A 25,096-nucleotide genomic window follows, 5' to 3' on the forward strand; every position below is an offset into this window, starting at 1 on the left:
AGAGCTCTAATTATCAAGTGGTGAATAAGTATTTACTGAATTGTAAATTTATACTCAATTAGATAACACATTGTTTTAAATGTACTAATTAATATAACGCTAGTCATGTTCAGATCAATAAAAGATATAATTACAGCTAAAACAATTTGAATTGTAATCATTTTATAGCTGTACTGATGAACGCACAGCCCTGACGGGCGTGGTTCTCATCAAATGGTCGCAGAGTGCAAATAACGCTCACCTTTTAAAATAAACTCTACTGACATTCGTTCCGATGTTACAGGTCGTTGGCTGGGTAAATGATGATAAAAGGGGATGCTTCAAACTCGATAAAGGGTTTATATCTTAGGACTAAATTACGCTAGTTTTTTGGATGTTCGTTGGTGACTGATGAGAAGGAAACACTTGTTTGTTTGAGGAGTGAAAGGTCCATGGATAACACATTTAGTTGTCAAAAAGAGCTACCTATTATGCCGGTGCCAGAGCTAAATGAAACCTGCGGTAAATTCATGGAATGGGCTGCGCCATTATTGACGGAACAAGAGCGAGGTCAAACTCGAGCGCTTATTACGCGGTTTCTTCAGCCCGGGGGGGAGGGAGAAAGGCTACAGCATGAGCTGATTGAATGGGCTCAAGCCCCCGCAATTTCTAACTGGTTCGCCCCTGTTTGGCGTGACTTTTACTTAGCATGTCCCAAATCGCTGGTGATCCACAGTAACGTATTTTACTACCTGAAAAGTAAGCTTGATGAAAAAACAAACTCACAGGCAACTATTGCTGCTGCGCTGATTGTGAGTGTTTACCAGTTTATCGCTTTGATTGATAACAAAACCTTGAAGGCTGACATGCAAAAAGATCTGCCACTTTGCATGGAACAGTATCAAAATATTTTTTCTGCAACCAGAATACCGCAGCAAGGCACTGATGATCTGAAAGTCGGGTCGTCTAGAAAGCATATTGTAATCATGCATCATCAGCGGATCTATCAGCTCAATGTCTTGGATGAATACGGTAATATTTACGCCCTATCTGCACTTAAAGCTGCGTTTGATGAAATTCTTTCTGGTTCAGAGAAAGGACAAAACTTTGGTTTACTCAGTACTTTGCCACGCGATAACTGGGCAAAAAGTAGAGCCGATTTACTTGACATATCGGCGAGAAATGGCGAGCGAATGCGCATTATCGAAGATGCTGCTTTTGTCGTGAGCCTTGATGAAGATTGCCCGGAAGCACTCACCGAGATCTCAAAACAGTTACTTCACGGTTCTGGACAGGATCGCTTCTTTGACAAATCACTGCAGTTTATTGTTTTCAAGAATGGTAAAACGGGGATCAATTTTGAGCACTCAGGCGTGGATGGTTCGGTCATGCTTCGTTTAATCGCTCATATTTATGACACGATTGATCAGTGTTGTTTGCCTCAAGCGAAAGTTTCTGCGAAGAGAAATCAAGCGGCTGTTCCTCTCGTTGAAGAAATTGAGTTTGATTTAAACGATGATTTGAAACAAACGCTTTGCTCTGCGGAGGATTGGTTCGCTCTGCATGTTGCCAATACTCAAACCAGAGTTTTGAATTTTACTCAGTTTGGTAAAAATCAAATTAAACAATTTGGCGTCAGCCCTGATGCGTTCGTGCAGCTTGCGCTGCAGTTGGCTGAATATAAACTCTATGGCAAGTGCTTCAGCGCCTACGAAGCTGTGATGACTCGAACCTTTCTCGGTGGGCGTATCGATGTTTTGTATACGGTTTCTCCTGAATCGATGCTGTTTATCGAAAGTATAGGTGCGGCCAATTGTTCTACAGAGGCCAAAAAATCGGCGCTGATTCAAGCGACTCGCAAGCACGTGGCACGAGCCAAGGAGTGTCGTTTTGGTCAAGGCGTTCATGCGCATTTACTGGCCTTAAAATATCGTTATACCAGCGTGGGGGATGCGCTTGGTATTGAGAATCTTCCGCAAATATTTAGCGACGTGGGTTATCAAGCACTGACACACAGCATTGTGTGTACCAGTACCACATCAGAATACGGCGTTGAGTTGGCAGGTTATGGACCGATTGTCGATGACGGCTTTGGGATCCGTTATTTTAAGCAACATGATTCCATTTGTTTCAATATGACCAGTAGAACGGCAATGCAGGACAAACTTGAGCAGATGCAAGCTTATATAGAGCAATCACTGCTTGAAATGGCGGAGTTAATGCGAAGCTAGTATTGTTTGGGCTTCAGGTGCTAGGCGTAAATTCACTTCTATTCGAAGTGACAGTGAATGAAGTGAGTTGGTGCTTACTCCTGCCAAGGGGTTACTAATCGCATCGCTGATGTCGCCGCCTGGTTCCGTAAGGCTTAATCATCGCTTACTTCGCACTCATTTTTGTCGGCTTTATGTTGACATCATTCAATAACATCACACTTATCATTGACCGTGGGCCAGCAGAAGGTCATCGCGGGTTTCCTCGAACATGATTTCGCCCTTGCAGTCATACTTGGCGAAGAGAGGCTCGGGTATATGCTGCCTATATCGCCCAGTGGTTAATGCGCATAGAGAATCTATAAGGCTTCTGTTGGGGCTGATAACGATATATTTTTCGAATCAATACTGAACAATAAATTGCAGTGAACGCAGCAGCGGAGGTATTGCGGTTTACAATTTGTTGACTTATTGGTGCGATGTGCCATTTAATTGGTTTTTAGCTACCCGAGAATATTGAATTAGAGTCGGGCCCAAATGGAAGTTGTACAGCAGAAACGGTCGAATCAAGTTGTGTTTACATTTCATGATGACTGAGTGACAGCTTTGCTGTCGGTGCGGAAACTGGCTGGCATAAGCATCGATATGATTATATTGTTGTCCTAAATGTGAAAGGTGAGTTGCTTCTTGAAACCTGTGAAGGTCCAGGCATCGCTGAACTAAAAGCGGAGCAGTCTTGTTATCGTTCTATTGGTGTAGAGCATCACGCAGTGAATGCCAATGATTATCCGTTTTCATTTGTAGAAATTGAGTTGAAGTAAAACTCGAATCAATAAGGGGAAGTGCTTGAAACATTTGCACATCGCACCGGGGATGGAAATTAATACAGAGTTTAAATCAGATAGATTACAATTTCGGCCAATTAAAGTGAGTGATTGGCAAGCCATGCAAACCGCGCTTCATTGCGAAAAATTCCCCAGACAGCTACCACTTGCACGGCTTAAAACTAAAGCGCAGATCATTGCTTGGCATGAAAGCCGAGTAAAAGACTGGGAAAGTGGTTCATGTTATGTATGGAGCATTCGCCATAAATATACTCAGTTAGTTATTGGTCAACTCTCATTGTCACGAAGAGGAGCTGGCTTTGCTTTAGCGTATTGGATCGATCCATTGTATTGGGGGGCAGGTCTCGCGACAGAAGCTTGTCAGGCATTGATTCACCAGCTAAAAGCGAGCGGGTTTCAGAATTTGTTGTGGGCAGGGACACAGCCATGGAACAGTGCGAGCGGTGCAGTACTTAAAAAGCTTGGTTTTCAGTTCACGGTACAAATCGCTCATGAACTGGCAAATGATCGGATTGAGCGAATCAATGAATACCAGTTGGATTTCTCTTTGAAGCCCCCATTGTGAATGTAGGCGCTCATACCGATCCTGCAGGCGAGCTCTTCACGGCACTAGACTTACTATTCACCTGCGCTTTGACGCTAAATAAGGTCTCATCCAACGATGATTGAATTGAAACATCCTAAAGACTTATCTCGTCTTCGCCGTTTTGCTTTGGCGTCTCAATGTTTGTTGCAGGCTCAGCCGTTTGGGCGTGGCCTGGCGGGGGCGCGTAAGGCGATTCATCACTTAGGTTATGTTCAGCTCGATACCATATCGGTGGTGGAGCGGGCGCATCATCATGTACTCCATTCTAGAGTGCCGAAGTTCGAGCCTGCGATGAGCAATCAACTGTTGTTAAATGGTGATCTTTTTGAGTATTGGTCACATGCGGCAGCATTGCTACCCATCGATGATTTTCGTTTTTCCTTGCCCTACAAGCAGGCAATTAAGAGTGGTCAAACGCACTGGTATAAAAATACCGATAAAAAGCTGATGCTTGAATTGTTGGCGCGGATTCGTGCCGAGGGTCCGTTGCGCTCCCGAGATCTGGAAACAAGCTCGATAAAGCGTGCTGGCTGGTGGGATTGGAAGCCGGCGAAGAAAGCGCTAGAACAGCTCTACATGCAAGGCGATTTGATGGTGAGTCATCGTGAGGGATTTCAGAAAACTTACGATTTAACCGAGCGAGTATTGCCTGCCCATGTTGATTCGAGCATGCCGAGTATGGAAGCGTTTGCGAGCCATTTGGTTGAGCAGCAGTTGCGCTGTCATGGTTTAGTTTCTTTGAAAGGACTAACCTATTTACGCCGTGATTCTAAATTACGCAGTGCGGTCAAAAAACTGGTGAACGAAGGCTTGGCGCAGGGCATTTTAGAACAGGTGAAAATTGCCAGTGGTGAAGTTTTTCTAATCAAAAGCAAGGCCATTGAAAATGGCGTTCTCGATGGCCGTCTTCCAAGTTTGAATAAACGCTTATTAATTTTGTCGCCATTTGATAACTGTGTCATTCAGCGTGAACGACTGAAAAGCCTGTTTCAATATGATTACCAGATCGAGTGTTACGTGCCACAAGCGAAGCGCCAATATGGTTATTTTTGTTTGCCGTTGCTTTTTCAGGATCAATTCATCGGTCGAATGGATTGCAAAGCGCACCGGAAAACACGCCTTTTAGAAATTAAATCGTTGTATTTAGAGCAACAAGCTTTCAATCAAGAACTCATGATAAGCGCTTTTGTAGAGGCTATTGAAAAATTCCGGTCTTTCCAACAGTGTGATTCAGTCTCGCTTGTGAATGTTCATCCCAAACACCTCAGCCAAGCGCTGCAAGATGCGCTAAAGCCGCTGGCTTAAATGACTAGGGTTAGCACTTCGCTAATGCTTGTAAAAGCCAATTTTTAAATTGAACCACGGCTGGATTAGTTTGCTGCCTTGTTGGGATCACCAGATAGTAATGCAGCCCGGAGAATTCTTTGGCCATGTCGAGTTTTCCTGGTACTAGCCAGCCATTTGTGACAGATGTTTCAACAGCGAGTTGACTCATTACTCCAATGCCCTGTCCCGAAAGGGCTGCTTGGACGGTTTGGTTTTCATCGTTAAAGTAACGTATTGCTGGTGAGCTGACGCTGCTGAGAAGACTTGGTAAAAGTGTTTCTATTGCCAAACTCGGTAAATTTTGATTCTTCCACTGGGTGCAGTAAAAAACAGAATCAGAAGGATTTTTATAATGCTTTTCCCAATATTCTGCTGTGGCAAAGCAGGCTAGTTTTTCTTGAATAAGTACCTCTGTACCAGCTTGAGCATGTGGTGGCTCCCCATAGCGGATCACCATATCAACCCGTCGATCATATTCAATATCGATTAATGATTCCTCCGCTCTAATGATGATCTCAATCTCTTGGTGTTGTTGTTGGAAATCGGAGAGATGAGGGACCAACCACATGGCTGCAAATGAGTTCGTGGTGCTGATGGTGAGGGTGTTGGGTGAGGAAGTTAGCTGGTTTACCGTATGCAGTAAATCATGCAACGATTTATTGGCAGTGGCTGCCAGTAATTCTCCTTCGTGAGTCAAAACTACTGACCGAGTTTTTCGTTCAAATAAACGGATCTTAAGTTTGTCTTCAAGACCTCTTATTTGGTGTGAAATGGCGGTCGGCGTAACGTTTAATTCATTGGCCGCATCTTTAAAGCTATTAAGTCGCGCCGCAGCTTCAAAGGCACGAATGGCATTTAAGGGGGGAAGTTTCTGAAACATATACAAGCCCTATAGGTGAGATAAATTACTTTATAAGGAAAATATGAGCATTTGTCTAACCAACTTACTTGGAAGAGACTAGGGCTACTAATTATGCAAAAAAGGTAGCAAACAATGAACAATATTTTACATATCGATTCTAGTGTTCGTGGTACTGATCATGATACCGCAAGCTACAATTCGATCTCTAAGGCTCTGGGTCGTCGCTTCATCGAACTATGGATGAGAAAAAATCATCAAACAAAGGTGGTTTATCAAGATATTAGCCTTCATCCACCAGCGTTTATTTGCCAAGACTGGATTGCCGCGGCGTTTCGCCCGGAAACCGATCGAACTGAGCAGCAGCATTTGGTTCTGGCTCAATCAGAGGCTTACCTTGAACAGATGAGCAATGCAGATGTTATCGTGATCACTTCACCGATGTATAACTACGGTATGCCTGCGGTATTGAAGGCATGGTTTGATCAAATTATGCGGGTGAATAAAACCTTTAGTTTTGATCTTGCGCGAGGCGATTTTCCAATAGAACCTTTAATGAGAGGAAAGATATTGGTGCTACTGACCTCCTGTGGCGAATTTGGTTTTGGGCCTGGTGGAGTACGAGAGAACTTGAACCACCTGAGTCCACATATTAAACAATTAGCAAAATATTTAGGGGCCGATCGTGTTTATGAAATCGGGGCTGAGTACCATGAGTTTGCTGATGACCGGCATCAATTGTCTATTGAACACGCCAAACAAGCGATTGCAGCCTTGGTGGAAAATCTTGCCTTAAGTTGTACTCGCTCATAGATGAGCTTTCACGGTTGCGGATAGAGCTTGGCAAGATCGTACAGTCGGCCTGCGGATATCGTAACTGGACATTTCCGAGTTAAAGCCTTAACTCTAAAGCGTCTGTTTCGGATAAAAATTTCTATGGGTTAACGCCCCGCTCACCCGCACATACTGCGGAGAGCGTTTTTGTGTAAAGTGGCGCGTAGAGACACACAAAAACGAGCGTAGCAGTATGTGTCGGTGTGCAGCGGTTTGTGTACGCCCAGCATGGGCATGAACTAATGAGGTGAAAGTCCTCTGTAGGAAGGTCACCGTTTAATAACATTCTGATTATTAAACGCTAACTACTAGCGAATGGCAAGGGCATTGCCGCGAGGGAATGTCTGAAGGAAGCCGGACGCAAATCTGCGAGCTGATGAACAAGAACATCATATGAGGCGTAGGCTGGAGGCGAGTTGGCACAAGACAACGAAGCCATGTGATCTAACGGCCACCGTAAATGATGCAGCAGTGCAGAGACAGTGCATGTTCTTATCTGGGGAGGTCTGCTTAACAGGCGATCGTTAAACTCACTAGCTTGGCCGCTAGTTCAACAGGCCTGGCACTTAATTCTCATCAACTTAAGTGAGCAAATACGATGAACAACGATAGCGCTATTTGGGGTAACTCAAACGGTGATTAAGCAGAAGTCAGCAGACGGCATAGTAGCCCAACGCCCATCGTAATGGTTGGGACATGGTGAAGGCCTGAACCTGAAAATCAATGAGGAGCCTGTGCAGCTCATTGTCTCCGTATCCGACCGGACTGAGGAGTCATGGCGCAAAAAACAGAAGCCATCATTGGAATGCAAAGGAGCTAATCGGCCGTTGTATTTTAACCGTTTTCAGGAAACGCCCTGTGCGGAGCCGCATGCAGGGTGTTGTGGGGGCTGGAGGTTAGATACCTCCGGCTACCCGATTAGGGCTAAATTTCGTAAGCCTCAAACCAACGACATTTAATGTTTGGCTTTTTGCTCTTTAAAGAAGAGAAGTGCTCTTTCGTTGTAAACCTAGCGCAAGACAATACACGTATTTTAGGTAAATCGGCTAAGCACAGTATTGATTTATCCGTTAGGCTCACTGACGTTAAAAACAATGCTTCTAAATTTGGCAATGTACTGATTGGCTGCAAAGATAAGACCTTTTGATTTGTATACATCGTACCTTCAACACCTAAACTTATAAGCTCTGTAAAACCTGATAGGCATTCTAAATTGTTTAGTTTTTTCGCACCCTCTATAAATAGATAGCGCAAATTAGGTAGGCTTGTTAAAACCTCAAAGTTTTCAGCCTTGCTGACTCCCGAAATTTTAAGCGCTTCCAACTTATTCAAATTAATCAATGGAAGTAGAGTGTCTGAAGATAGCCTCTCAATTTCCAAATATTCTAAGTTTTGCAGTTCTGCTATTTCACTAAGGAATTCAACGTTTACCTGCTTGGCTGACAAACGTGTAATTTGTTGTGAAAATGAACTGATTCCTTTGTGTGATTTCCCTTCACGGTAAAATGAAACCCAACGCCAATCTAACTCAATGTCATTTATGTTGGTGACACAACGAGGCCATTCCGACCAATTCTGATTACACCTATACTTATCATTAATCATATTATTTTCGACCAAACTAATACTGAGCCCTAACGCCCTTGTTAACTGGCGCGTAGGTTGGCTTTGTTTTTGCGTCTTTTCTTTTGCAAAAACGATGACAACCGTTATGCGTCCGGTTGAACAGCTTGTGTACGCCCAGCATGGGCATGAACTAATGAGGTGAAAGTCCTCTGTAGGAAGGTCACCGTTTAATAACACTTTGATTATTAAACGCTAACTACTAGCGAATGGCAAGGGCGTTACCGTGAGGGAATGTCTGAAGGAAGCCGGACGCAAATCTGCGAGCTGATGAACAAAAACATCATATGAGGCGTAGGCTGGAGGCGAGTTGGCACAAGACAACGAAGCCATGTGATCTAACGGCCACCGTAAATGATGCAGCAGTGCAGAGAAAAGAGAAAGTGCATGTTCTACTTCTTATAAACAAAGAGTGGGGAGCTCTGCTTAACAAGCGATCGTTAAACTCACGCTATGGCGATTTAAGCAGACGGCTTTTTTTTAGATAAAAAGTCCCAATGCCGTTCTATTGTGTAATGGTTGGGACATGGTGAAGGCCTGAACCTGAAAATCAATGAGGAGCCTGTGCAGCTCATTGTCTCCGTATCCGACCGGACTGAGGAGTCATGGCGCAAAAACAGAAGCCATCATTGGAATGCAAAGGAGCTAATCGGCCGTTGTATTTTAACCGTTTTCAGGAAACGCCCTGTGCTGAGCCGCATGCAGGGTGTTGTGGGGGCTGGAGGTTAGATACCTCCGGCTACCCGATTATGTGCCTCTATACATCCTTGTCTCTGATTACTTTGTAATCTTCAAATGACAGGTGAGAGTGCTCAATCATGTGGTCCATCATGTTTCTTATATAGAAATCCAACTCTCGGAATATCTCATTACGTTCAACGTTGGAAGGCACCAAGTCTTCAAATCGAGCTCCAATGTGAACAATTCTAGTTCTGAGCCCAATTTCTTCTTTTGTTAGTGAATCTTTCTTACCCGTAAGAAACTCAAACCGTTCATGAATCCTTGCCCTCTCCATAGAGTCAGATGATACGTACCTAGACACAATTTTTTTAACTTTTTTATACTGTTCAAATTCATATGGAAAGGCTAAGAACTCTAGTAGGCTAAGAGCATGGACAAAGCGGGAAGTCGCCGACTCTAGCTTGATAAGCTGCGAATATAATGACATGCCTCTTTGTGCTATATTGCCTACTTCCCCGCCTACAGGGAATTCAATCCACTCAGGTTGCCTAGCAACCAGTCCAACTCCTCTGGTAATTGTATGACTAAACGCCGCCCCAGCAATCAATTTTGATTCATTCCCCCCCGATCTCAAAAATAGTGCAGAGGACATCATTGAATTCGAAGATAGTTGCCCAGCTGAATTTGGTAAGCCTTCATCTGGAAGATAAGTTAACTCACAATTTTTATAACAAATAAAATTCATACAGAGAGCATCAATGGTTTCAGAAATTGCCCTAATCAACTCCATATGCTGTGAATGGGTAGCATTTATCAGACCCTCCCAATTAATTTTTATCGGTAGGGCGATTAATGGTTGGGTTTCATATTCATCTAATGATACTCCTGACGCAGTTGTTTGAATTATTGCAAGCTTGTTTCCTAGCTTTGAATTCACTATTTGCGACAAATCCACTCGCCCTTCTGGAAAAATCATTACACCATTCGGGAGAAATAAAGACTTATCAGTAACAAACCTAGATAAAGGCATCAAAACAACATGGCAGCCATCACTTACGTATTCCTGATAAGCCAACTCTAAATCGCCCATATCAATTCTTTGAAGATGATTTTCGTCATACCAGTGAGAGTGGTCTTGTGGAAGCTCAAGATCGAGTTGGTAGCTCGGCTCAGTAGTAGGAGACTTCTCGACAAACTCTGATACATCTAACCAGCACTCTAAACAGAAGTCTGAGCACCCTTTTACATAGTTATAAGGTCGATAAAAATAGGAGTTATTCGATTCGTAATACTCTACAATTCGATACACCTTTCTACATTCAGGTTCTTTACAAACACGCTCTAAGTTGGCGCTATACTCATCAATCAAGATGCCCTCTGAATTTATCTTCACTGTATATTTACTTCCCTATTTATTACTATATTGCGATCTGTAGTGAGGCACATAACGCCCATATTAACTGGCTAAAAAAAGTGGGCTAAAATGAGTGAGGCACGAACGAGTGACCACTGTTTTTAGTCCTGTTAAATTGCTTGTGTACGCCCAGCATGGGCATGAACTAATGAGGTGAAAGTCCTCTGTAGGAAGGTCACCGTTTAATAACATTCTGATGATTAAACGCTAAGGACTAGCGAATGGCAAGGGCATAACTGCGAGGGAATGTCTGAAGGAAGCCGGACGCAAATCTGCGAGCTGATGAACAAGAACATCATATGAGGCGTAGGCTGGAGGCGAGTTGGCACAAGACAACGAAGCCATGTGATCTAACGGCCACCGTAAATGATGCAGCAGTGCAGAGAAAAGAGAAAGTGCATGTTCTACTTCTTATAAACAAAGAGTGGGGAGATCTGCTTAACAAGCGATCGTTTAACTCACGCTATGGCGATTTAAGCAGACGGCTTTTTTTAGATAAAAAGTCCCAATGCCGTTCTATTGTGTAATGGTTGGGACATGGTGAAGGCCTGAACCTGAAAATCAATGAGGAGCCTGTGCAGCTCACTCGTTCTATATCCGACCGGACTTAGGAACGGTGGCGAAAAAAAAACAGAAGCCATCATTGGAATGCAAAGGAGCTAATCGGCCGTTGTATTTTAACCGTTTTCAGGAAACGCCCTGTGCGGAGCCGCATGCAGGGTGTTGTGCGGGCTGGAGGTTAGATTCCTCCGGCTACCCGATTATACCTATTTTACCCAATGAATATCAGTAATTACCATGTAAGTAAAACCTGTATTATCAGTAGTTCTGTATGCGCCCTTAGCATTTAAGATGTAACTTGTAATTGAAGTCATTTCCCAGCCATCCACCTCATCAGCAGACCATTTTTCATTGATTAGCGCCTCATAGTTTTTAGATACCCCAAATTCTTTCACTTTATACATTTGGTCTTTTACATTATCTAAAATTGTCTGATTTGCCCAAGACCAAAGCCAAGTGTCGGACTTAGTAGAAACTGAGCCTACAAATTGAACTTTCGCTATAACCACGGGTTTATCATCGTTAGAAAATACTAATGTTCCATTTTCTTGATCCCAATCGAACCTCTCATGTTCTCCGATTTTATACTCAGCCATAATCGCATCTTGCTTTTCTGACAGAGAATTATGAGCAATAGTGACAAAATCAATCCAATCATCAGAAGCGTTGGCGCTTGATGCAAATAAACTAATTACTGATGCTATGAGCTTCTTCATACTTTCCTAATAGGTATATTAATATGCAAATTCCCATCTTTCACGCATGCGAAGTTACCACCTATCACGCAGCACAGAAATTCACACAGCCTTTAATATTCAATTTTATCAACAGCATATCAGTGAATCACCATTTTGACCATGCGTGAAAGATGGTCATGTATTTGCAGAAAGATGGGAACCCACTTAACTGTGTATAATTGGCTCTTCACCGTTCTTGGTGGAAAGTCATATCAAGCCCTCCAAAGTGAAATAAAATAGCTCGCTTAAAGCGTTCTTTATTTCTAAAACCCATCGAACGTATTTTTAGGCGCTGAATGTTTCCATTTATCGCTTCCGCTAAGCCATTTGATACCTTATAACGCATCGCATTGATGATGCCCTTTAAGTGCGTTTTCACGGTTTCTGCTGCTGTCATCATCGGCCTGATTTGACTGACCTTTATGAGTGCCAACCAATCATTCCAAGCCGCTTTGGCGTTAGCTGCATCGCCATACCAAATGGCTCTTGCTTGCTCTTTGAATATCCAGCTCAAGCCAGTATTTTGCATCATTTTGGCCAGCGCATTCACTCTTTCTCTCAATGTCCCATGTAGGTGGCTGTTTCGTTTTAACCATCCATACCGTGTTTGGTGGCACTCTCTTTTTAAATGCTGGGGCAACGCCATGAGTTCGCTTTTTCTCACTTCATTCACCGCTTTAGTGAGCACCTTTGCGATATGAAAATGGTCTATGGCTATCATTTGCTTAGCCCGCTCACCGAAGTAGTCATATGCTGCGTTTATATATGCTCTGCTCATGTCCATCGATATGGAACGTGTAACCATTGTTGACTCAGGGGGCAATGCCTTAAAGCAAGCTGATAAGCTCAGGCCTGTTCGACCGTCTTCAACCGATATCACCTGACCATCACGATTGGATAATACCGTGACATAGTCATGGCCTTTCTTAAATGCCGTTTCATCGACCAACAGGTCTTGGTAGTTGATGGTGGTTCTGGCTGTCAGACCGCGTTGAACGGCTCGTGCCATAATACGGTCGATGGCTCCCCAGCTAAGCCGATAGGTTTTACTCACCGCGTATAAGGAACTGACTTTAAGCATCTCTATAACGCGAGCCTCAAACAGCTCTGTGTAGCGACTGTTACTTGTCGCCCAAGGCACTTGAAGTGTTTGCACTCCATGCTCTGGGCAATCAGCTCGAGGGACTTCAGCCTCAATACGTGTTTCAAACTGACAGGTATCTAAATGTCGCCAAACCCGCCGCCGAGTATCGTGTCGACGAACAGCCTTACCGCAAGAGGGGCAAGCCGTTAATGAAGCTCGGTCATAGTCAACGCGTACGGTGATGGTTTGGGTTGACTCATTGAGTTCAACAGATGAAACAGCCCAAGGATGAGTTAATCCAAGAATGGATTGATAAAGCGTCGTGTCTTGCATGGTCGCGAGGTATTCATGAACGTTTACTTATTATCTCGCTCATTAATGTTTGTTGAAAGTGTTTCCACTACATTCGGTGAAGAGCCGTATAATTACAGTGAAAAGATCGACATATGAGCCCAGCATATCTCGCGTTTATCGAGGTAAAAATGCGCTTAACACGCTTTAGAGAAACAACAATTCGAAGGGATTTAGCATGGATATAGCGCTTTATTTTATTCAACAAGAAACTAGACACCAATTTAAAAAAAACCTTTCACACTCTCGATAGCCAAGATTACGCTTTTAAATCCCATCATCTTCGCCGAGTAGCGCAAATGAACAAGGGAGCAAAGTTGAAGTCTGTTTGAGCGTAGCGAGTTACTTCAACGCCCTTGAGAATGAGCAACACAGGGTTTAAGAAGATGCAGGGCGAGCTTTCTTTTTGCTTCGTTTTTATTTGCTCGCCAAAGAAAAATGACGTCGACGTAGGCGAAAGCTTTTACCCCGTTGCTGACACAGAATGACAGAATGACAGAATGGGGAAAAACTGAGTTAGAAAGGATTTTGTATGAGCTATTTTTGATCGTAAAAAATGACGCTCAAAAAAATAAACTAGACCCCCATTCTAAAAACAAAAATCTTTCACACTCTCGATAGCCAAGATTACGCTTTTAAATCCCATCATCTTCGCCGAGTAGCGCAAATGAACAAGGGAGCAAAGTTGAAGTCTGTTTGAGCGTAGCGAGTTAGTTCAACGCCCTTGAGAATGAGCAACACAGGGTTTAAGAAGATGCAGGGCGAGCTTTCTTTTTGCTTCGCTAAGCTTTGCTCGTTGAAGCTTAATGACGTCGCCGTAGGCGAAAGCTTTTCCCCCGTTGCTAACACAGAATGACAGAATGGGGTAAAACTGAGTTAGAAAGGATTTTGTATGAGCTATTTTTGATCGTAAAAAATGACGCTCAAAAAAATAAACTAGAATAAACTAGACCCCCATTCTAAAAACAAAAACCTTTCACACTCTCGATAGCCAAGATTACGCTTTTAAATCCCATCATCTTCGCCGAGTAGCGCAAATCAACAAGGGATCAAAGTTGAAGTCTGTTTGAGCGTAGTGTTTACTTCAACGCCCTTGAGAATAAGCAACGCAGGGTTTAAGAAGATGCAGGGCGAGTTTTCTTTTTGCTTAGCTAAGCTTTGCTCGTTGAAGCTTAATGACGTCGCCGTAGGCGAAAGCTTTTCCCCCCGTTGCTAACACAGAACGGGGCAAGAGCGCGTTAGATACGCACACTCTCAACTGTCAGCTTAGATTGTGTATTAAGATGTGTCTGGTAGCATATGAACGATACAGCTAAGTCAAACTAAAGGGGCTGCTTTAAGCCCCTTTCTAAGATTTTCTAGTTGGTTCAATTTGTTATGAGTTAGCTGCCGATTCAGCTTGCTTGGTAACTGCTAAAGCATCTTCAATGAGACTTGACTGGCCGGTGAGCAAATCTTCCAAACAGCCATTGTTTTTATCCACCAAGCCAACCTCTTTTAACATGGCATCAACTAAGGGGGCATTTGCGCGATATCCTAAGGCCGCTTCTGTGACCTGTTCGGCAAGACCACCTTGTTGACTGTTGGATTCTCCATTTAGCGAGCTGCCATGACCCGCGCCATAGCCTTGGAGAATTTTGATGCCTTCAATGTTCTCTAAAGGCTTCACGGCGCTGGCAACCAACTCAGGTAATATTTTTAGGATCGCCAATGATTTTTGCAGCTCGACCTGTTCATCGCGCAAGGTGTTTTCAGCTTCGTACATTGCTTGTTTACCGGCGGCTTCTACGGCATACACTTTCTCATCGGCTTCGGCTTGGAGTTTTTTTGCATCGGCTTCGGCTTTCGCTTCAATCAAAATGGCAGATGCTTTATCTTGCGCCACTTTCTTTTCGGCATCGGCTTGCACGGTGATACCAACCGCATCACGTTCGGCTTCTTTTAGCGCATCAATCACCTCAATCTCTTTACGACGATTCGCTTCGGCAATTTGGCGCGCGGTAATCACCGCTTCACTTTTCTCAACTTTGACTTTTTCTGCTTCAGCGGCTTTTGCTTGAGCCGCCGATTCTTCTTCTGATTTTTGGGCAATCGCGATTTGTTTATCTTGTTCGGCAACTTCTAAATCACGTTGGCGTTGAATACTGGCTTGTTCTAAGGTTTTACTTTTTTCAATTTCACGAGTTTCAATATCACGAGATTTTTCAATTTCAGCCGCTTCTAAGGCGCGCTCTTTGGCAATTTCGGCTTCCCGCTCTTCTTGCTCTTTCATTTCACGGTTTTTTGAAATTTCGGCTTTTTGTTCGGCTCGTTTAAACGCCAGCACTTGTTCTTGGGTGAGTTTGGCTTCTTGTTCTTGCTTACTCACTTCAAGCGATTGTTTTTCTGCTTCTAGGTTGCGCTGTTCGATCTTAATGCGGTTTTCTTGCTGAATATCGTTGGTTTCTTTACGTTTTTCTTCAATTATTTTAGTTAATCGAGCACGACCTTCGGCATCAAATGCATTGTTTTCATTAAAAAATTGTAAGTCAGTTTGGTCAAAGCCAGTTAACGAAACAGACTCGAGTTCTAAGCCGTTTTTCTCTAAATCGTTCATCACGTTTTGTTGCACTTTTTGTACAAAGTCTGAACGTTGTTCGTGCATTTCGGTCATCGACATTTCTGCGGCCACCGAACGTAGCACATCGACAAATTTGGACTCCATCAGTTTTTTCAACTCTTCCACACGCATGGTGCGAGTTCCCAAGGTTTGGGCGGCCATCGAAATACCTTCGCTATTCGGTGCAACTCGCAAGTAAAAGTCGGCCTTAACATCAACCCGCATCCGGTCTTTGGTAATCAATGCGTCTTTTTGGGTTTTCTCGACTTCGATACGCAGGGTATTCATATTTACTGGAATGGTTTCATGCACCACTGGCAAGACTATCGCGCCGCCATCTTTCACCACCTTCTCTCCGCCTAAACCGGTTCTGACAAAGGCTGTTTCTTTGGTGGCTCGGATATACAGCTTGGCTAAAATTAAACCAATGGTGAATAGGGCAATAAACCCAATACCGACCCAAATTAAGTAAAAAGCAATGCTGTTACTGTTAACTAATAAATCCACTATTTATCCTTAATGTTCGTTTAATAATTGGTCGAGTTTGCTGGCGGTCCAGTATTTCCGGTGCCGTTCAAGCAATACAATAATTGTTCCCGTTGGGAACGTGTCTTGGTCTTCTAAAGGTTGCACCATTAAGTAATGTTTTTGCCCGTATTGGTCGGTGCATACCGCTTCCGCTGGGCTGCCCACGGTTGCTGTGCCTACCGTTATTCTGGCCTGTAAACCTTTAAAGTCATGCTTAGAAATGGCGCTAGATTGGCTTTTGGGAAATACTCTGGCGATAGTTCTTCCTAAAAAGCGTGCGCTTAAAATGGCAAACAATAATGCTCCCAAGTGAGTCATAGCCGAGGGGAGTAAACCATTGCCACTGGAAAGGCTTAAGTAATTGAGGCTGAGCCCAGCAAGGCCAAAGCTGCTTAAGAATAGAATGATCCAAACCAGCAACGGTAATTGATTTAAATATAACCAACCGAGCAGCCCAGAAAGCGCGCCACTATCTACATTGGCGTCCATATCCACGTTAAGATCTATGGGGAGAATGTCATCCAGCATGTTGAGTAGACTCACGCCCACTAATAAGCCTAATATTTCTATAAGAGCCAGCCCAAGCACAAAGGCTAAGGCCAAGCTAAAGCTGGTATTCACATCTGCGAGTAAAAATTGGTACATTCAGCATCCTTTTTACAATAAAAAATTGAAACGAGTCTTCGCTTCATTTCAACAGCATACCTTAAACATTAATCGCTAGTTTGGCGCAAGTTTTCGTTAAAGCCATGACCAATATGGAGCATTCTCGCGACAATTACATTGCCATCATCAAAGTGTTGAGCTTTCTCTGCCTTACTCGCTTGTCGGCATAAACTAGCCCGCACACTTATCAAAGCTATTATTTAAATAAACATTAATCTAAGTGGTTGATATTACACTTTGATTTTTCCGCTCTCAAGTGGAAACACTCCGTTTTGCGAATTGTTTAAGGGAGAATGACTGGATGTCAAATAACAGGATGTATTTTGTGAACTTACAGGGTTTTATGAAGAGACATGCCAATCATGTGAATTCATGGTGTTGATTTAGATATTTATGAGTCAACTCAATATTGCAAGGTACGCGAAAGGCATCGTTTGATAAGCAACCATGATTTGCTCTACATATCGATCCTGTCGCGATTTTTACTTTCTAGTGTGGAAGCGCAGATCTTTTAACTTTGCTCGATGTCGATCAATAAGCACAACATACCGCCGATAAGATAAGCCAGCAAATCCATTCCGTCGAAGGTCGCTCCCAAAATAATATGTAATACCGATGAAGGGGCAATGTTCAGCCATTGGTTGATTTGCAGGTACTGTCCCATCTCTATTAAATATGCGATAAGGACTGCCGCAGCAGCCGTTATTTTAGACGAAACATTCACAATACTGGCAAGTAAATAGTGCAGCCACACCACCACGAATACATCTCCCAAGGTCGGTCGAATAAAATCATCTCGCACATAGCAAGCAATCACTATCAACACGATTAGCCACAATAGACTCTTTAATGCATGGGGCAGCGAAAAGCGCAGCCGTGACCTTGAACCAAAGCCACCATCACGGCTGTTGTTTTTATTTGCATGTTTAAGCTTCTGTGGGGTCACGATTAGTCTCGGTTGTGAGCTCAGATACTGGGTTGCTGCGTTGGTACCAATCTACCTTGCGGGTTAATAACATCACGAAACTTAAAACGACGAAGCACAACAAGGTCCCCATGAGTAATGCGTAATTTTCTGCCTGAAGTAATCCAAATAGAATGCCATAGAGAATTAATAAGCTCATCCCAAACACCATGCCATGTTTGATGCTATTTAAGATGCCGCCAACATAGATACTCAATAAACTGGTTGATGCAACAGCAGACAATGTATACGCCCAGTTAAAGCCCATATGTTCGCTCATTGAAATTAATAGTAGATAAAATAGTGCAAGTGCCAAACCAACAAAGCCATATTGCACGGGGTGGATCGGTCGCGCTTGAAACAGTTCCAATAAAAAGAAGCTGACAAATACCAGGGTCATAACCAAAAGCGAATAGTTTACCGCGCGATGTGATTTCAGATAGTGGTCTACAGGATCAATTAGGCTTACTCCCATTTGCCGTTGTTCTAAGTCGGCGCAGGAGTCCACGCTCGACAAACAACTTTCAAACCATTGAGCGATATTGGTTGAGAAGTTATTGCTGGACCACTGGGCTTTAAAGCCGGATTCGGAGATGCTGGACGAGACTGGTAAATAGTCACCAATAAAGCTCGGATGTGGCCACGCAGAAGAGAGTTCGACAGTGGAGCGATCACCGATTGGTGCAACTTGTAATGTGCCTGTGCCTTGCAGTAGAAAATTTAGGTCGAAAGCCAAAGGTTTAGTTAAATCGATTTGTTGGAGTTCTAAATTGCTATGAAACCCTTGGGGAAACTGGCTTAGTCCTGTCCCGGGAAAGACTTCAAAGGTCTTTCCCGCTAGGGCCATCTCATCAAGTCTGATTAAGCCCCGGCTATCTCGAACCCCTACAACCATACTTATTTGGGTTATCTCGTATTGACGTAGTGCATCTAACGCTGCAAGTTCAAAAGTTCCTCTTAATGTGGTCTGTGCTTTGTATAGTCGAGCACGATAAATACCCCGATATTTTTCAAAGCTGTCCAGTTGAGCGCTCATGTCAAAAGTTTTGGGTAAGATAAATTTTCGGTTCGCCAATCGGTAAGTTATGCCATTGCGAAGGTCTGGAACCGTGTAGTTCACCATGATAAAAGGACCGATAATATGTTGCTCGCTGCTACTGCTGCGAGCGATGTCGTTGATGACTTGTTCCTGGTTAACTGAACGCTCAGAGATTAGTCCACTGAGCATAGAAACGGGAATTTGAAGCAATATAAGTAAAAACAGCACGAATCCGAATTTCATGCCGAGTTGATGATTGAGGATTTGTTTCATTTTTCATTCTCCTTAACTGATGTTTTCAATTTAAAACAGTAGTTTGGAGAATCGATGGAGCTTGTGTAGAGTTTTTATGTAGTTGCTAGGTTTAACGTTACTTTTACGCCCAAGCTTACATTTTTAATCTGAAGGCTACCTTTGTGCAGTTTCATGACCTGGTCTACAAAGTTGAGTCCCAGCCCGCTACTTTTCACTCCGTTTTCGCGTGGCAGAGAATAAAATCGCTCGGTCAATCGCGGCATCGCATAGTCGGGGATATGCGGACCTGAATTATAAATAGATAGATTGACCGTGTCCTTAGAGACAGCAAGCTGCCATTCAATCAAGCCATCTTGCTCAACAAAATCTAAAGCATTATCCATCAAATTATACAGTGCTTGTTTGAGTAAGAAAGACTCGCCAAGCACCACGCTATTTCGGTCGCATTTTATATTGCAAGTCGCTGCTTTGGCACTTAAGCGAGCATCTGCCGCCAGCACAACATCATCCAGTGCTGCTGCGATTGATATTTTCTCTAAGGTTTCTAACTGAGGTCGTTGTTCAAGGCGCGTTAGTTCGAGTAGATTATTTATCAGGGACAGCATTCGGTCACTTTCTCGTTCGATGTTATTTGCGAAACGAGCTATTTTTTCTTCAGGCAAAGGCATTTGTAAAATTTCGCTGGCACCTTTGATGGCTGAAAGTGGGCTTTTTAACTCATGGGTGAGAGTCTGCACATACTTTTCCACGTATTGCTTGCCATCAAGTTTATTGCGCATTTTCTGCAAGGCATCTCCGAGGGCTTGGTACTCATAGGAAATGCGAAAAACTGGTTTGGTGACTTTCTCTCCTTGCCCCAATTTTTTTGCGTAATCTTCGAGTCTGTTGAGTGCCGAATGAATACGCCAGGCGAACAACGCCCCAGCAATAAGCACCAAGCCACTCATCCAAATCATCCAAAACAAAACATTGCGTTTGGAGCGGTCAATAAAGGGTTGAACGGAGCGATTGGATTTGGCAACCGTTAAGCTGCCGATGATTTCTCCGTGGTGGTAAATTGGCGCAGCAATATGCATGACCGTTGATAGTGGATCGTTGGGATCCTCGGTGGAACTGCGCGCACCGTATTGGCCGCGTAGTGTGAGGAATACATCATTCCATTGTGAGTAATCTTTGCCTACATCTTGTTGCCAGGAATCGGCAATGACGATGCCTTGTTGATCGGTAATATAGATGCGGTGATTACTTGCTTTTTCGCCGACGCCCCAAATGTGAGATAGTGGATCTCGCTGGCCATAAGCGCTTAATAATTTCGCAAATCGACTCTCTGACATGTTGCCATTGGCGACATCTTGCTCCGCCAATACGGCAAGCAAGTTTGCCATATCGACCAGTGTTTCTTCCGTGGTTTGGCGTACGGTAGGCTTGAGCTCCAAAATTACGGTTTTGCTTACCATGTAGGCAGTAATTCCAAGCAGGATAAAATAGAGCAAGAACAGTCTAAATCCTAACGGTATCTTCGGCCAGCGGCTCATGACTGCCCCTTTAGACTATAAAAATAACCAAAACCTCGCTTGGTACGAATGCGTTGATGCATGGCAAACGGCTTCAGCTTGTTACGGATAGCTTTAATGTGGGTATCAACATTACGCTCGTAAGCAGCCTCTGGCGCCATATCGGCAGCTATCATCAATTGTTCGCGGCTCAATACATTGGAGGATACCGAAATCAGTTTGTTGAGGATCTTAAACTCTACTGCGGTGAGACCGAGTTTCTGATCGTTGACACAATAGTCAAAATTATCAGCGATTAATTGCTTGGTTGGTATTGGCTGAAGTGCTGCAAGCGCTGGCGTCATTGTTCGAGATTTAATGCGGAGCTTGATTCTTGCTAACATTTCTCTGGGGCTAAACGGTTTGGTTACGTAGTCATCTGCGCCTATTTCCAAACCAACCACTCGATCTATCTCTTCGTTTCTCGCGGTCAGAAAGATGATCGGTAGATCAGAAAACTCGCGAATGGTTTTGCACAGTTCAAAACCATTCCCATCGGGTAAGCCGACATCCAACACTAACAAAGCAACGGCGTTCTCTTTCAAAAACGCTAAGCCTTCACCTGCCGTTGCAACCCACTGAGGGCAATAGCCATCCATTGCTAATACATGAATGAGATTTTCAGCAATTGCTGGTTCATCTTCAATGATGAGTACCGTTAATTTTTCATTCAATGTTCGAACTCCACAAAACGACTTACTTGCTATTTATTGCGATGTAAAAGCCAACCCTGTGGTTAGCTCTCAGGTTTTGAATCACAGGCTATCGAATTAGTTTTATCATGGCAAAAAATAAAACAGAGAAGCTAGTCCCGTTTAAATACTCAGCGAATGAAGAGGGATTAAGGTGCCAGGCAAGAGCTGTTCAGATTTGGCTGGACAACAATCATGAGTTGGAGTCGAGATTGAGGGCTCTCAATGTTGGCTTACATGACGTCGCAAACGGTTTTACTATCAACAAATTGTTCGAAACTTACTATCTTACTATCTTTTAGTGTCCATAAGTGGGCAACTCTGGCTTTGAAATGCTTGCCGGTTGTCTTATAGGTTCCACTATAAGTACCATAAGCAAAAACCTTGTCACCTGACGCAACATAGTCTTCAACTGCAAAATTATAGCCATCCCATTCGCTGGCTAAACGCGCAAAAACATTTTTTTCAATTTCGTCAAATCCTTGGTAAGTTCCCGCATAAGGAAAGCCAGCCGCTTCGGTCCATTGAGTGTCAGCGCTTAGGTAACGTTTGAGGTTTTTGCCGTTTTCTTCCGAGGTTTTACCTTCATAGGTACTTTTTACAATATCAAGATTAGTCATCGAGTTAGTCTCCTAATTAAAAATCTCTTGATGGTCATAGTCATAGGACCGTGTTTGGATAGGCCTTAAGCATAACGAACACAAGGCGGTTCGAATAGCCTTAAATGAAGCTAAAATTTAGCTTAAGAGATGGCCTGTGAAGACTTCATCGCGGGTTCAGTGTTGAAGGTATTTTGGACTGCATGGGGAAATGAGCTGGTTTGGCCTGCGTATAAGATCATCGCGATTGTTAAACACGACGACATCGCCATGCTGTGTTTTGCTAGCAGAGCAGCCAAACACGCGATTGCCTTGCTTGCTAAAAGGCGAATAGCGGCTTGGCGCAAATCACTAAAGTATTTTAACGACGTCTTCAAATGCGAGACGAGGTCCTCTTGGATAGTTTTGTGCTGCATCCCCATAGCCAAAATTGATGATGAAGTTAGACTTATAACGCCCCTCAGGGAAGAAGCTGTCATCGACCAGTTTGTTATCAAAGCCACTCATTGGGCCGCAATCTAAACCCAGGCTGCGAGCAGCCATGATGAAATAGGCGCCCTGCAAACTTGAATTTCTAAAAGCGGTTGCATCGCGGAAACTTGCATCATTTGCAAACATGTCTTTGGCTGTTGGATAAGCGGGGAATTGCTCTGGTAGATGATTATAAAACTGCTCGTCAGAGGCTATGATGACCGAGGCTGGTGCCGCGAGGCTCTTTTGCTGATTCCCAGGCGCTAAGGCTTTATTTAACTTTTCTTTTGCGTCGGCACTTTTAACGACCACATAATAACCGGGTTGGCAGTTCATGGATGTTGGCGCCCATTTCATTAATTCATAAAGTTCTTTAATCAATTCATCGGGTACCGCTTTATCTAAGAAAGCATTAAATGTTCGGGCTTCTGTAAACAGCTGGTTTAGAGCCTGTGCATCTAGTTTGGTAGTCATATTCTTCTCCGGTTTATGTGGGTAAGTATTTTGTTATTCACGTATGAAGTTTCAATTTATAGTTTGGTTTGCGTTGTATGCTTTTATATTAGCTAACCCTTGCTCAAGCTAACCGTAATAACTATTGTGGTCGAATTTAGTGAATGTGCCATCAAAATAGTTAAATGCACTCCGGAATCCCCTAAATTTTTTAAGTCACTCCGATAGTTGTGATTTTCGCCAGCAAGAGCGAGCACATGTTTAGTGATGGGCCATATATGGATGATTATATGCGGATGCTTATAGACGATTGTAATTGTAAGCGATTAGGTGAGGTATGAAGTGGCCTTAGCAGGATGATAAGCCGTAAGATTAATACCCATCTAACTCATTCTCTGTTGATTGTTGCGGGCCTAAATTACCACTAACTGGGTTCTGTATTTGGTCATTAGAGCCACTGGTGACTGTAGATCATGCTTGGTTATCGGCAGATTTATGCTGCGCAATCTGTGGATCATATAATGAATCAGTTTGCTATAATATGACGTTTTAGGCTAGCCAAGCGTGCCAGCGATTATGCTGACACCTGCTCGATAAACCTAAGTGAGCGCTTAACCCGAAGTTTATACAAATTAGCTTAGCTATTGGAAGTTAGTGCTGTTTGAATCGAGCGAGTCGCGGGGAAATGACACTGCTGCTGGCTCTAACCATGTTGAAGCGGTGGTTCACTTTCTCACAGGTCTAGATTTCGAGTTAAAACTTCTGCGGATGTAATAATTCGTTTTGTCCGATAAAGCTCTGGATGTTTTTCATCGTCGGCGTAGCCAACGGGTTCTCCAGCACCAGTATTAACAAACCAAGAGTTTTCTGGTTTACGATCACCTAGCAGTTTTTTAAATTCGGTTGGCTTAACACCAATGGCTTTAGCTGCCGCATTGTAGGTGCAGCGAGTCTTAATATTGTTCAGGTAATCTCGGATGATGATTATTTTATCCAGCATTAAAAAGTAATTCCTCGAAAGTTAACGCCAAGCTCAGGTTTGTTGCCCGCTTGGCTTATTTCACCTATCAAGATAGGCCATTTTGTTGTATCACATGAAGCGCTAGGTTATGGCATCTTCGGGTACATTTTCTTGATATTGCGGAACACCATCTGCGATAGTTTCCCAATTTGCTTTAGAGCCCACGTAAATATGTCTTCCCAGTTCAATGTGAGGATCTTCGTTAATACAACCTAAAGTTACCCCATGGACTCTACCATTATAGAGGCCACAAAGTGTTGAACCGCATTGACTACAAAACTGCAGGCCAAATCCATGTTTACCCACATAAGAAGTCAGTAAGGTTTCACCAGACACCCATTTGAATTCATTTGCATCAACTAAAGCATAAGCCGAGGCTTGCGAACTGAATGCCTTGCGGCATTGGGAACAATGACAGGAACGAGCATCTCGTAATACGCCATTAATACAATATTTGATTTCCCCGCAGAAACACTCGCCAGTGATAGGCATCCACTTCCCTTGATAGATTAACATGTATAAATCTAGCACGATTTGCTTGGTTTATGCATTTCAAAGAGACAAGTGATGCTGTTTAGGGTGTTGATATCTGCAAAGATGCGCCCATTTTACACGACATAGCCGCGATCAACATCCGTTCGATCAACAAACCTAGCAAAAAAACATCAAAGTCTGGTTAAGCATCTTGGCATCGTTGATGGCTTAAGGGGCTGGCGGTTGCCGGTAGTTGCCGATGCTTGCCAAAGTTCTCGCTATGGGTTCACTAAGCATATGGGATGCGAAGTGAGTGCTTGGCCTACTTTGTTAAGCCTTGCTTGGATTAGATGTTCTCCCTGCTAGCAAAGCGGTTCGACGCGCTTAGAACGTTAATGATGGGGAGTGATATTCGCCGAGTCGTTGTTCAGGTCTCACTTCTATGAGTGTTTGAGCGATTTTTATAGCCCTTCGTTCGCAATATGAGCAAAGGCTGGTGATTTGCTCTTTAGTCATGGCTGTGAAGTCGTTTGCTCGCCTTTCTCTCGCTTATCCGCTTGAAGCAGCATGTTGCTTTCGCAAGCTCAACATTCTTGGTGTCGCTATCTTGCCACGGTTGTAAAAACATTGAGTTGTCATTGAGAGTGATTTTTCCTACGGGCTCTGTGTTCAATACAAGCCCCCTCATAAAC

20 protein-coding genes are annotated in these 25,096 nt (G+C 43.5%); 5 read left to right on the top strand and 15 right to left on the bottom strand.

Going from position 1 to position 25,096, the window contains the following annotated elements:
- Positions 1-431 precede the first annotated feature (431 nt).
- The 4 genes from ACRRSW_RS06725 to ACRRSW_RS06740 all read left to right on the top strand — a co-directional run bounded on the left by ACRRSW_RS06725 (position 432) and on the right by ACRRSW_RS06740 (position 4,925).
- Positions 432-2,210, top strand: coding sequence for a choline/carnitine O-acyltransferase (locus ACRRSW_RS06725; RefSeq protein WP_432458944.1), 1,779 nt, complete (start codon positions 432-434; stop codon positions 2,208-2,210).
- Between the two features lie 647 nt (positions 2,211-2,857).
- Positions 2,858-3,010 (top strand): hypothetical protein, encoded by a 153-nt coding sequence (locus tag ACRRSW_RS06730; RefSeq protein WP_432458945.1) that lies wholly within the window; start codon positions 2,858-2,860, stop codon positions 3,008-3,010.
- Between the two features lie 25 nt (positions 3,011-3,035).
- A complete protein-coding gene (locus ACRRSW_RS06735; protein ID WP_432458946.1) occupies positions 3,036-3,599 on the top strand; it encodes a GNAT family N-acetyltransferase in 564 nt (187 codons plus the stop codon).
- 96 nt (positions 3,600-3,695) lie between these two features.
- Positions 3,696-4,925 (top strand): winged helix-turn-helix domain-containing protein, encoded by a 1,230-nt coding sequence (locus tag ACRRSW_RS06740; protein ID WP_432453973.1) that lies wholly within the window; start codon positions 3,696-3,698, stop codon positions 4,923-4,925.
- A 10-nt stretch (positions 4,926-4,935) separates the two neighbouring features.
- Here the strand turns inward: ACRRSW_RS06740 and ACRRSW_RS06745 are convergent, their stop codons facing one another.
- Positions 4,936-5,826, bottom strand: coding sequence for a LysR substrate-binding domain-containing protein (locus ACRRSW_RS06745; protein WP_432458947.1), 891 nt, complete (start codon positions 5,824-5,826; stop codon positions 4,936-4,938).
- Between the two features lie 114 nt (positions 5,827-5,940).
- Here ACRRSW_RS06745 and ACRRSW_RS06750 point away from each other — a divergent pair, with 114 nt between their 5' ends.
- Positions 5,941-6,618, top strand: coding sequence for an FMN-dependent NADH-azoreductase (locus tag ACRRSW_RS06750; protein ID WP_432458948.1), 678 nt, complete (start codon positions 5,941-5,943; stop codon positions 6,616-6,618).
- 945 nt (positions 6,619-7,563) lie between these two features.
- Here ACRRSW_RS06750 and ACRRSW_RS06755 read toward each other — a convergent pair.
- The 14 genes from ACRRSW_RS06755 to ACRRSW_RS06820 all read right to left on the bottom strand — a co-directional run bounded on the left by ACRRSW_RS06755 (position 7,564) and on the right by ACRRSW_RS06820 (position 24,446).
- Positions 7,564-8,244: a hypothetical protein gene (locus tag ACRRSW_RS06755; RefSeq protein WP_432458949.1), complete on the bottom strand. Its 681-nt coding sequence runs from the start codon at positions 8,242-8,244 to the stop codon at positions 7,564-7,566.
- A 775-nt stretch (positions 8,245-9,019) separates the two neighbouring features.
- The gene (locus tag ACRRSW_RS06760) at positions 9,020-10,336 is read right to left on the bottom strand and encodes a hypothetical protein (RefSeq protein ID WP_432458950.1); all 1,317 of its coding nucleotides are present in this window, start codon (positions 10,334-10,336) and stop codon (positions 9,020-9,022) included.
- A 788-nt stretch (positions 10,337-11,124) separates the two neighbouring features.
- Positions 11,125-11,634 (bottom strand): DUF6882 domain-containing protein, encoded by a 510-nt coding sequence (locus tag ACRRSW_RS06765; protein ID WP_432458951.1) that lies wholly within the window; start codon positions 11,632-11,634, stop codon positions 11,125-11,127.
- A gap of 208 nt (positions 11,635-11,842) precedes the next feature.
- Positions 11,843-13,072: an ISL3 family transposase gene (locus ACRRSW_RS06770; protein ID WP_432458952.1), complete on the bottom strand. Its 1,230-nt coding sequence runs from the start codon at positions 13,070-13,072 to the stop codon at positions 11,843-11,845.
- A 1,393-nt stretch (positions 13,073-14,465) separates the two neighbouring features.
- Positions 14,466-16,169: a flotillin family protein gene (locus ACRRSW_RS06775; protein WP_432461101.1), complete on the bottom strand. Its 1,704-nt coding sequence runs from the start codon at positions 16,167-16,169 to the stop codon at positions 14,466-14,468.
- A 36-nt stretch (positions 16,170-16,205) separates the two neighbouring features.
- Positions 16,206-16,862, bottom strand: coding sequence for an OB-fold-containig protein (locus ACRRSW_RS06780; protein WP_432458953.1), 657 nt, complete (start codon positions 16,860-16,862; stop codon positions 16,206-16,208).
- A 532-nt stretch (positions 16,863-17,394) separates the two neighbouring features.
- Entirely contained in the window at positions 17,395-17,829 is a 435-nt protein-coding gene (locus tag ACRRSW_RS06785; protein ID WP_432458954.1) for a DUF2809 domain-containing protein, read from the bottom strand.
- On the bottom strand, positions 17,810-19,159 hold the full coding sequence (gene creD / locus ACRRSW_RS06790; protein ID WP_432458955.1) for a cell envelope integrity protein CreD: 1,350 nt from the start codon (positions 19,157-19,159) through the stop codon (positions 17,810-17,812). Before creD ends, ACRRSW_RS06785 begins: the two co-directional genes overlap by 20 nt.
- Positions 19,160-19,233: 74 nt before the next feature.
- Positions 19,234-20,676, bottom strand: a complete 1,443-nt coding sequence (gene creC / locus ACRRSW_RS06795; RefSeq protein ID WP_432458956.1) for a two-component system sensor histidine kinase CreC — start codon at positions 20,674-20,676, stop codon at positions 19,234-19,236.
- Positions 20,673-21,368: a response regulator gene (locus tag ACRRSW_RS06800; protein ID WP_432458957.1), complete on the bottom strand. Its 696-nt coding sequence runs from the start codon at positions 21,366-21,368 to the stop codon at positions 20,673-20,675. The genes creC and ACRRSW_RS06800 overlap by 4 nt, the downstream gene beginning before the upstream one ends.
- 251 nt (positions 21,369-21,619) lie before the next feature.
- Positions 21,620-22,006, bottom strand: a complete 387-nt coding sequence (locus tag ACRRSW_RS06805; RefSeq protein ID WP_432453960.1) for a nuclear transport factor 2 family protein — start codon at positions 22,004-22,006, stop codon at positions 21,620-21,622.
- 330 nt (positions 22,007-22,336) lie between these two features.
- Positions 22,337-22,930 carry a malonic semialdehyde reductase gene (locus tag ACRRSW_RS06810; protein ID WP_432453959.1) on the bottom strand — a complete coding sequence of 198 codons (594 nt, stop codon included), beginning with the start codon at positions 22,928-22,930 and terminating at the stop codon, positions 22,337-22,339.
- A gap of 712 nt (positions 22,931-23,642) precedes the next feature.
- The gene (locus ACRRSW_RS06815) at positions 23,643-23,909 is read right to left on the bottom strand and encodes a hypothetical protein (RefSeq protein ID WP_432453958.1); all 267 of its coding nucleotides are present in this window, start codon (positions 23,907-23,909) and stop codon (positions 23,643-23,645) included.
- 102 nt (positions 23,910-24,011) lie between these two features.
- Positions 24,012-24,446 carry a GFA family protein gene (locus tag ACRRSW_RS06820; protein WP_432458958.1) on the bottom strand — a complete coding sequence of 145 codons (435 nt, stop codon included), beginning with the start codon at positions 24,444-24,446 and terminating at the stop codon, positions 24,012-24,014.
- Between the last annotated feature and the right edge of the window lie 650 nt (positions 24,447-25,096).

The sequence above is a fragment of the Agarivorans sp. QJM3NY_25 genome, assembly GCF_050870875.2.
Classification (GTDB): domain Bacteria; phylum Pseudomonadota; class Gammaproteobacteria; order Enterobacterales; family Celerinatantimonadaceae; genus Agarivorans.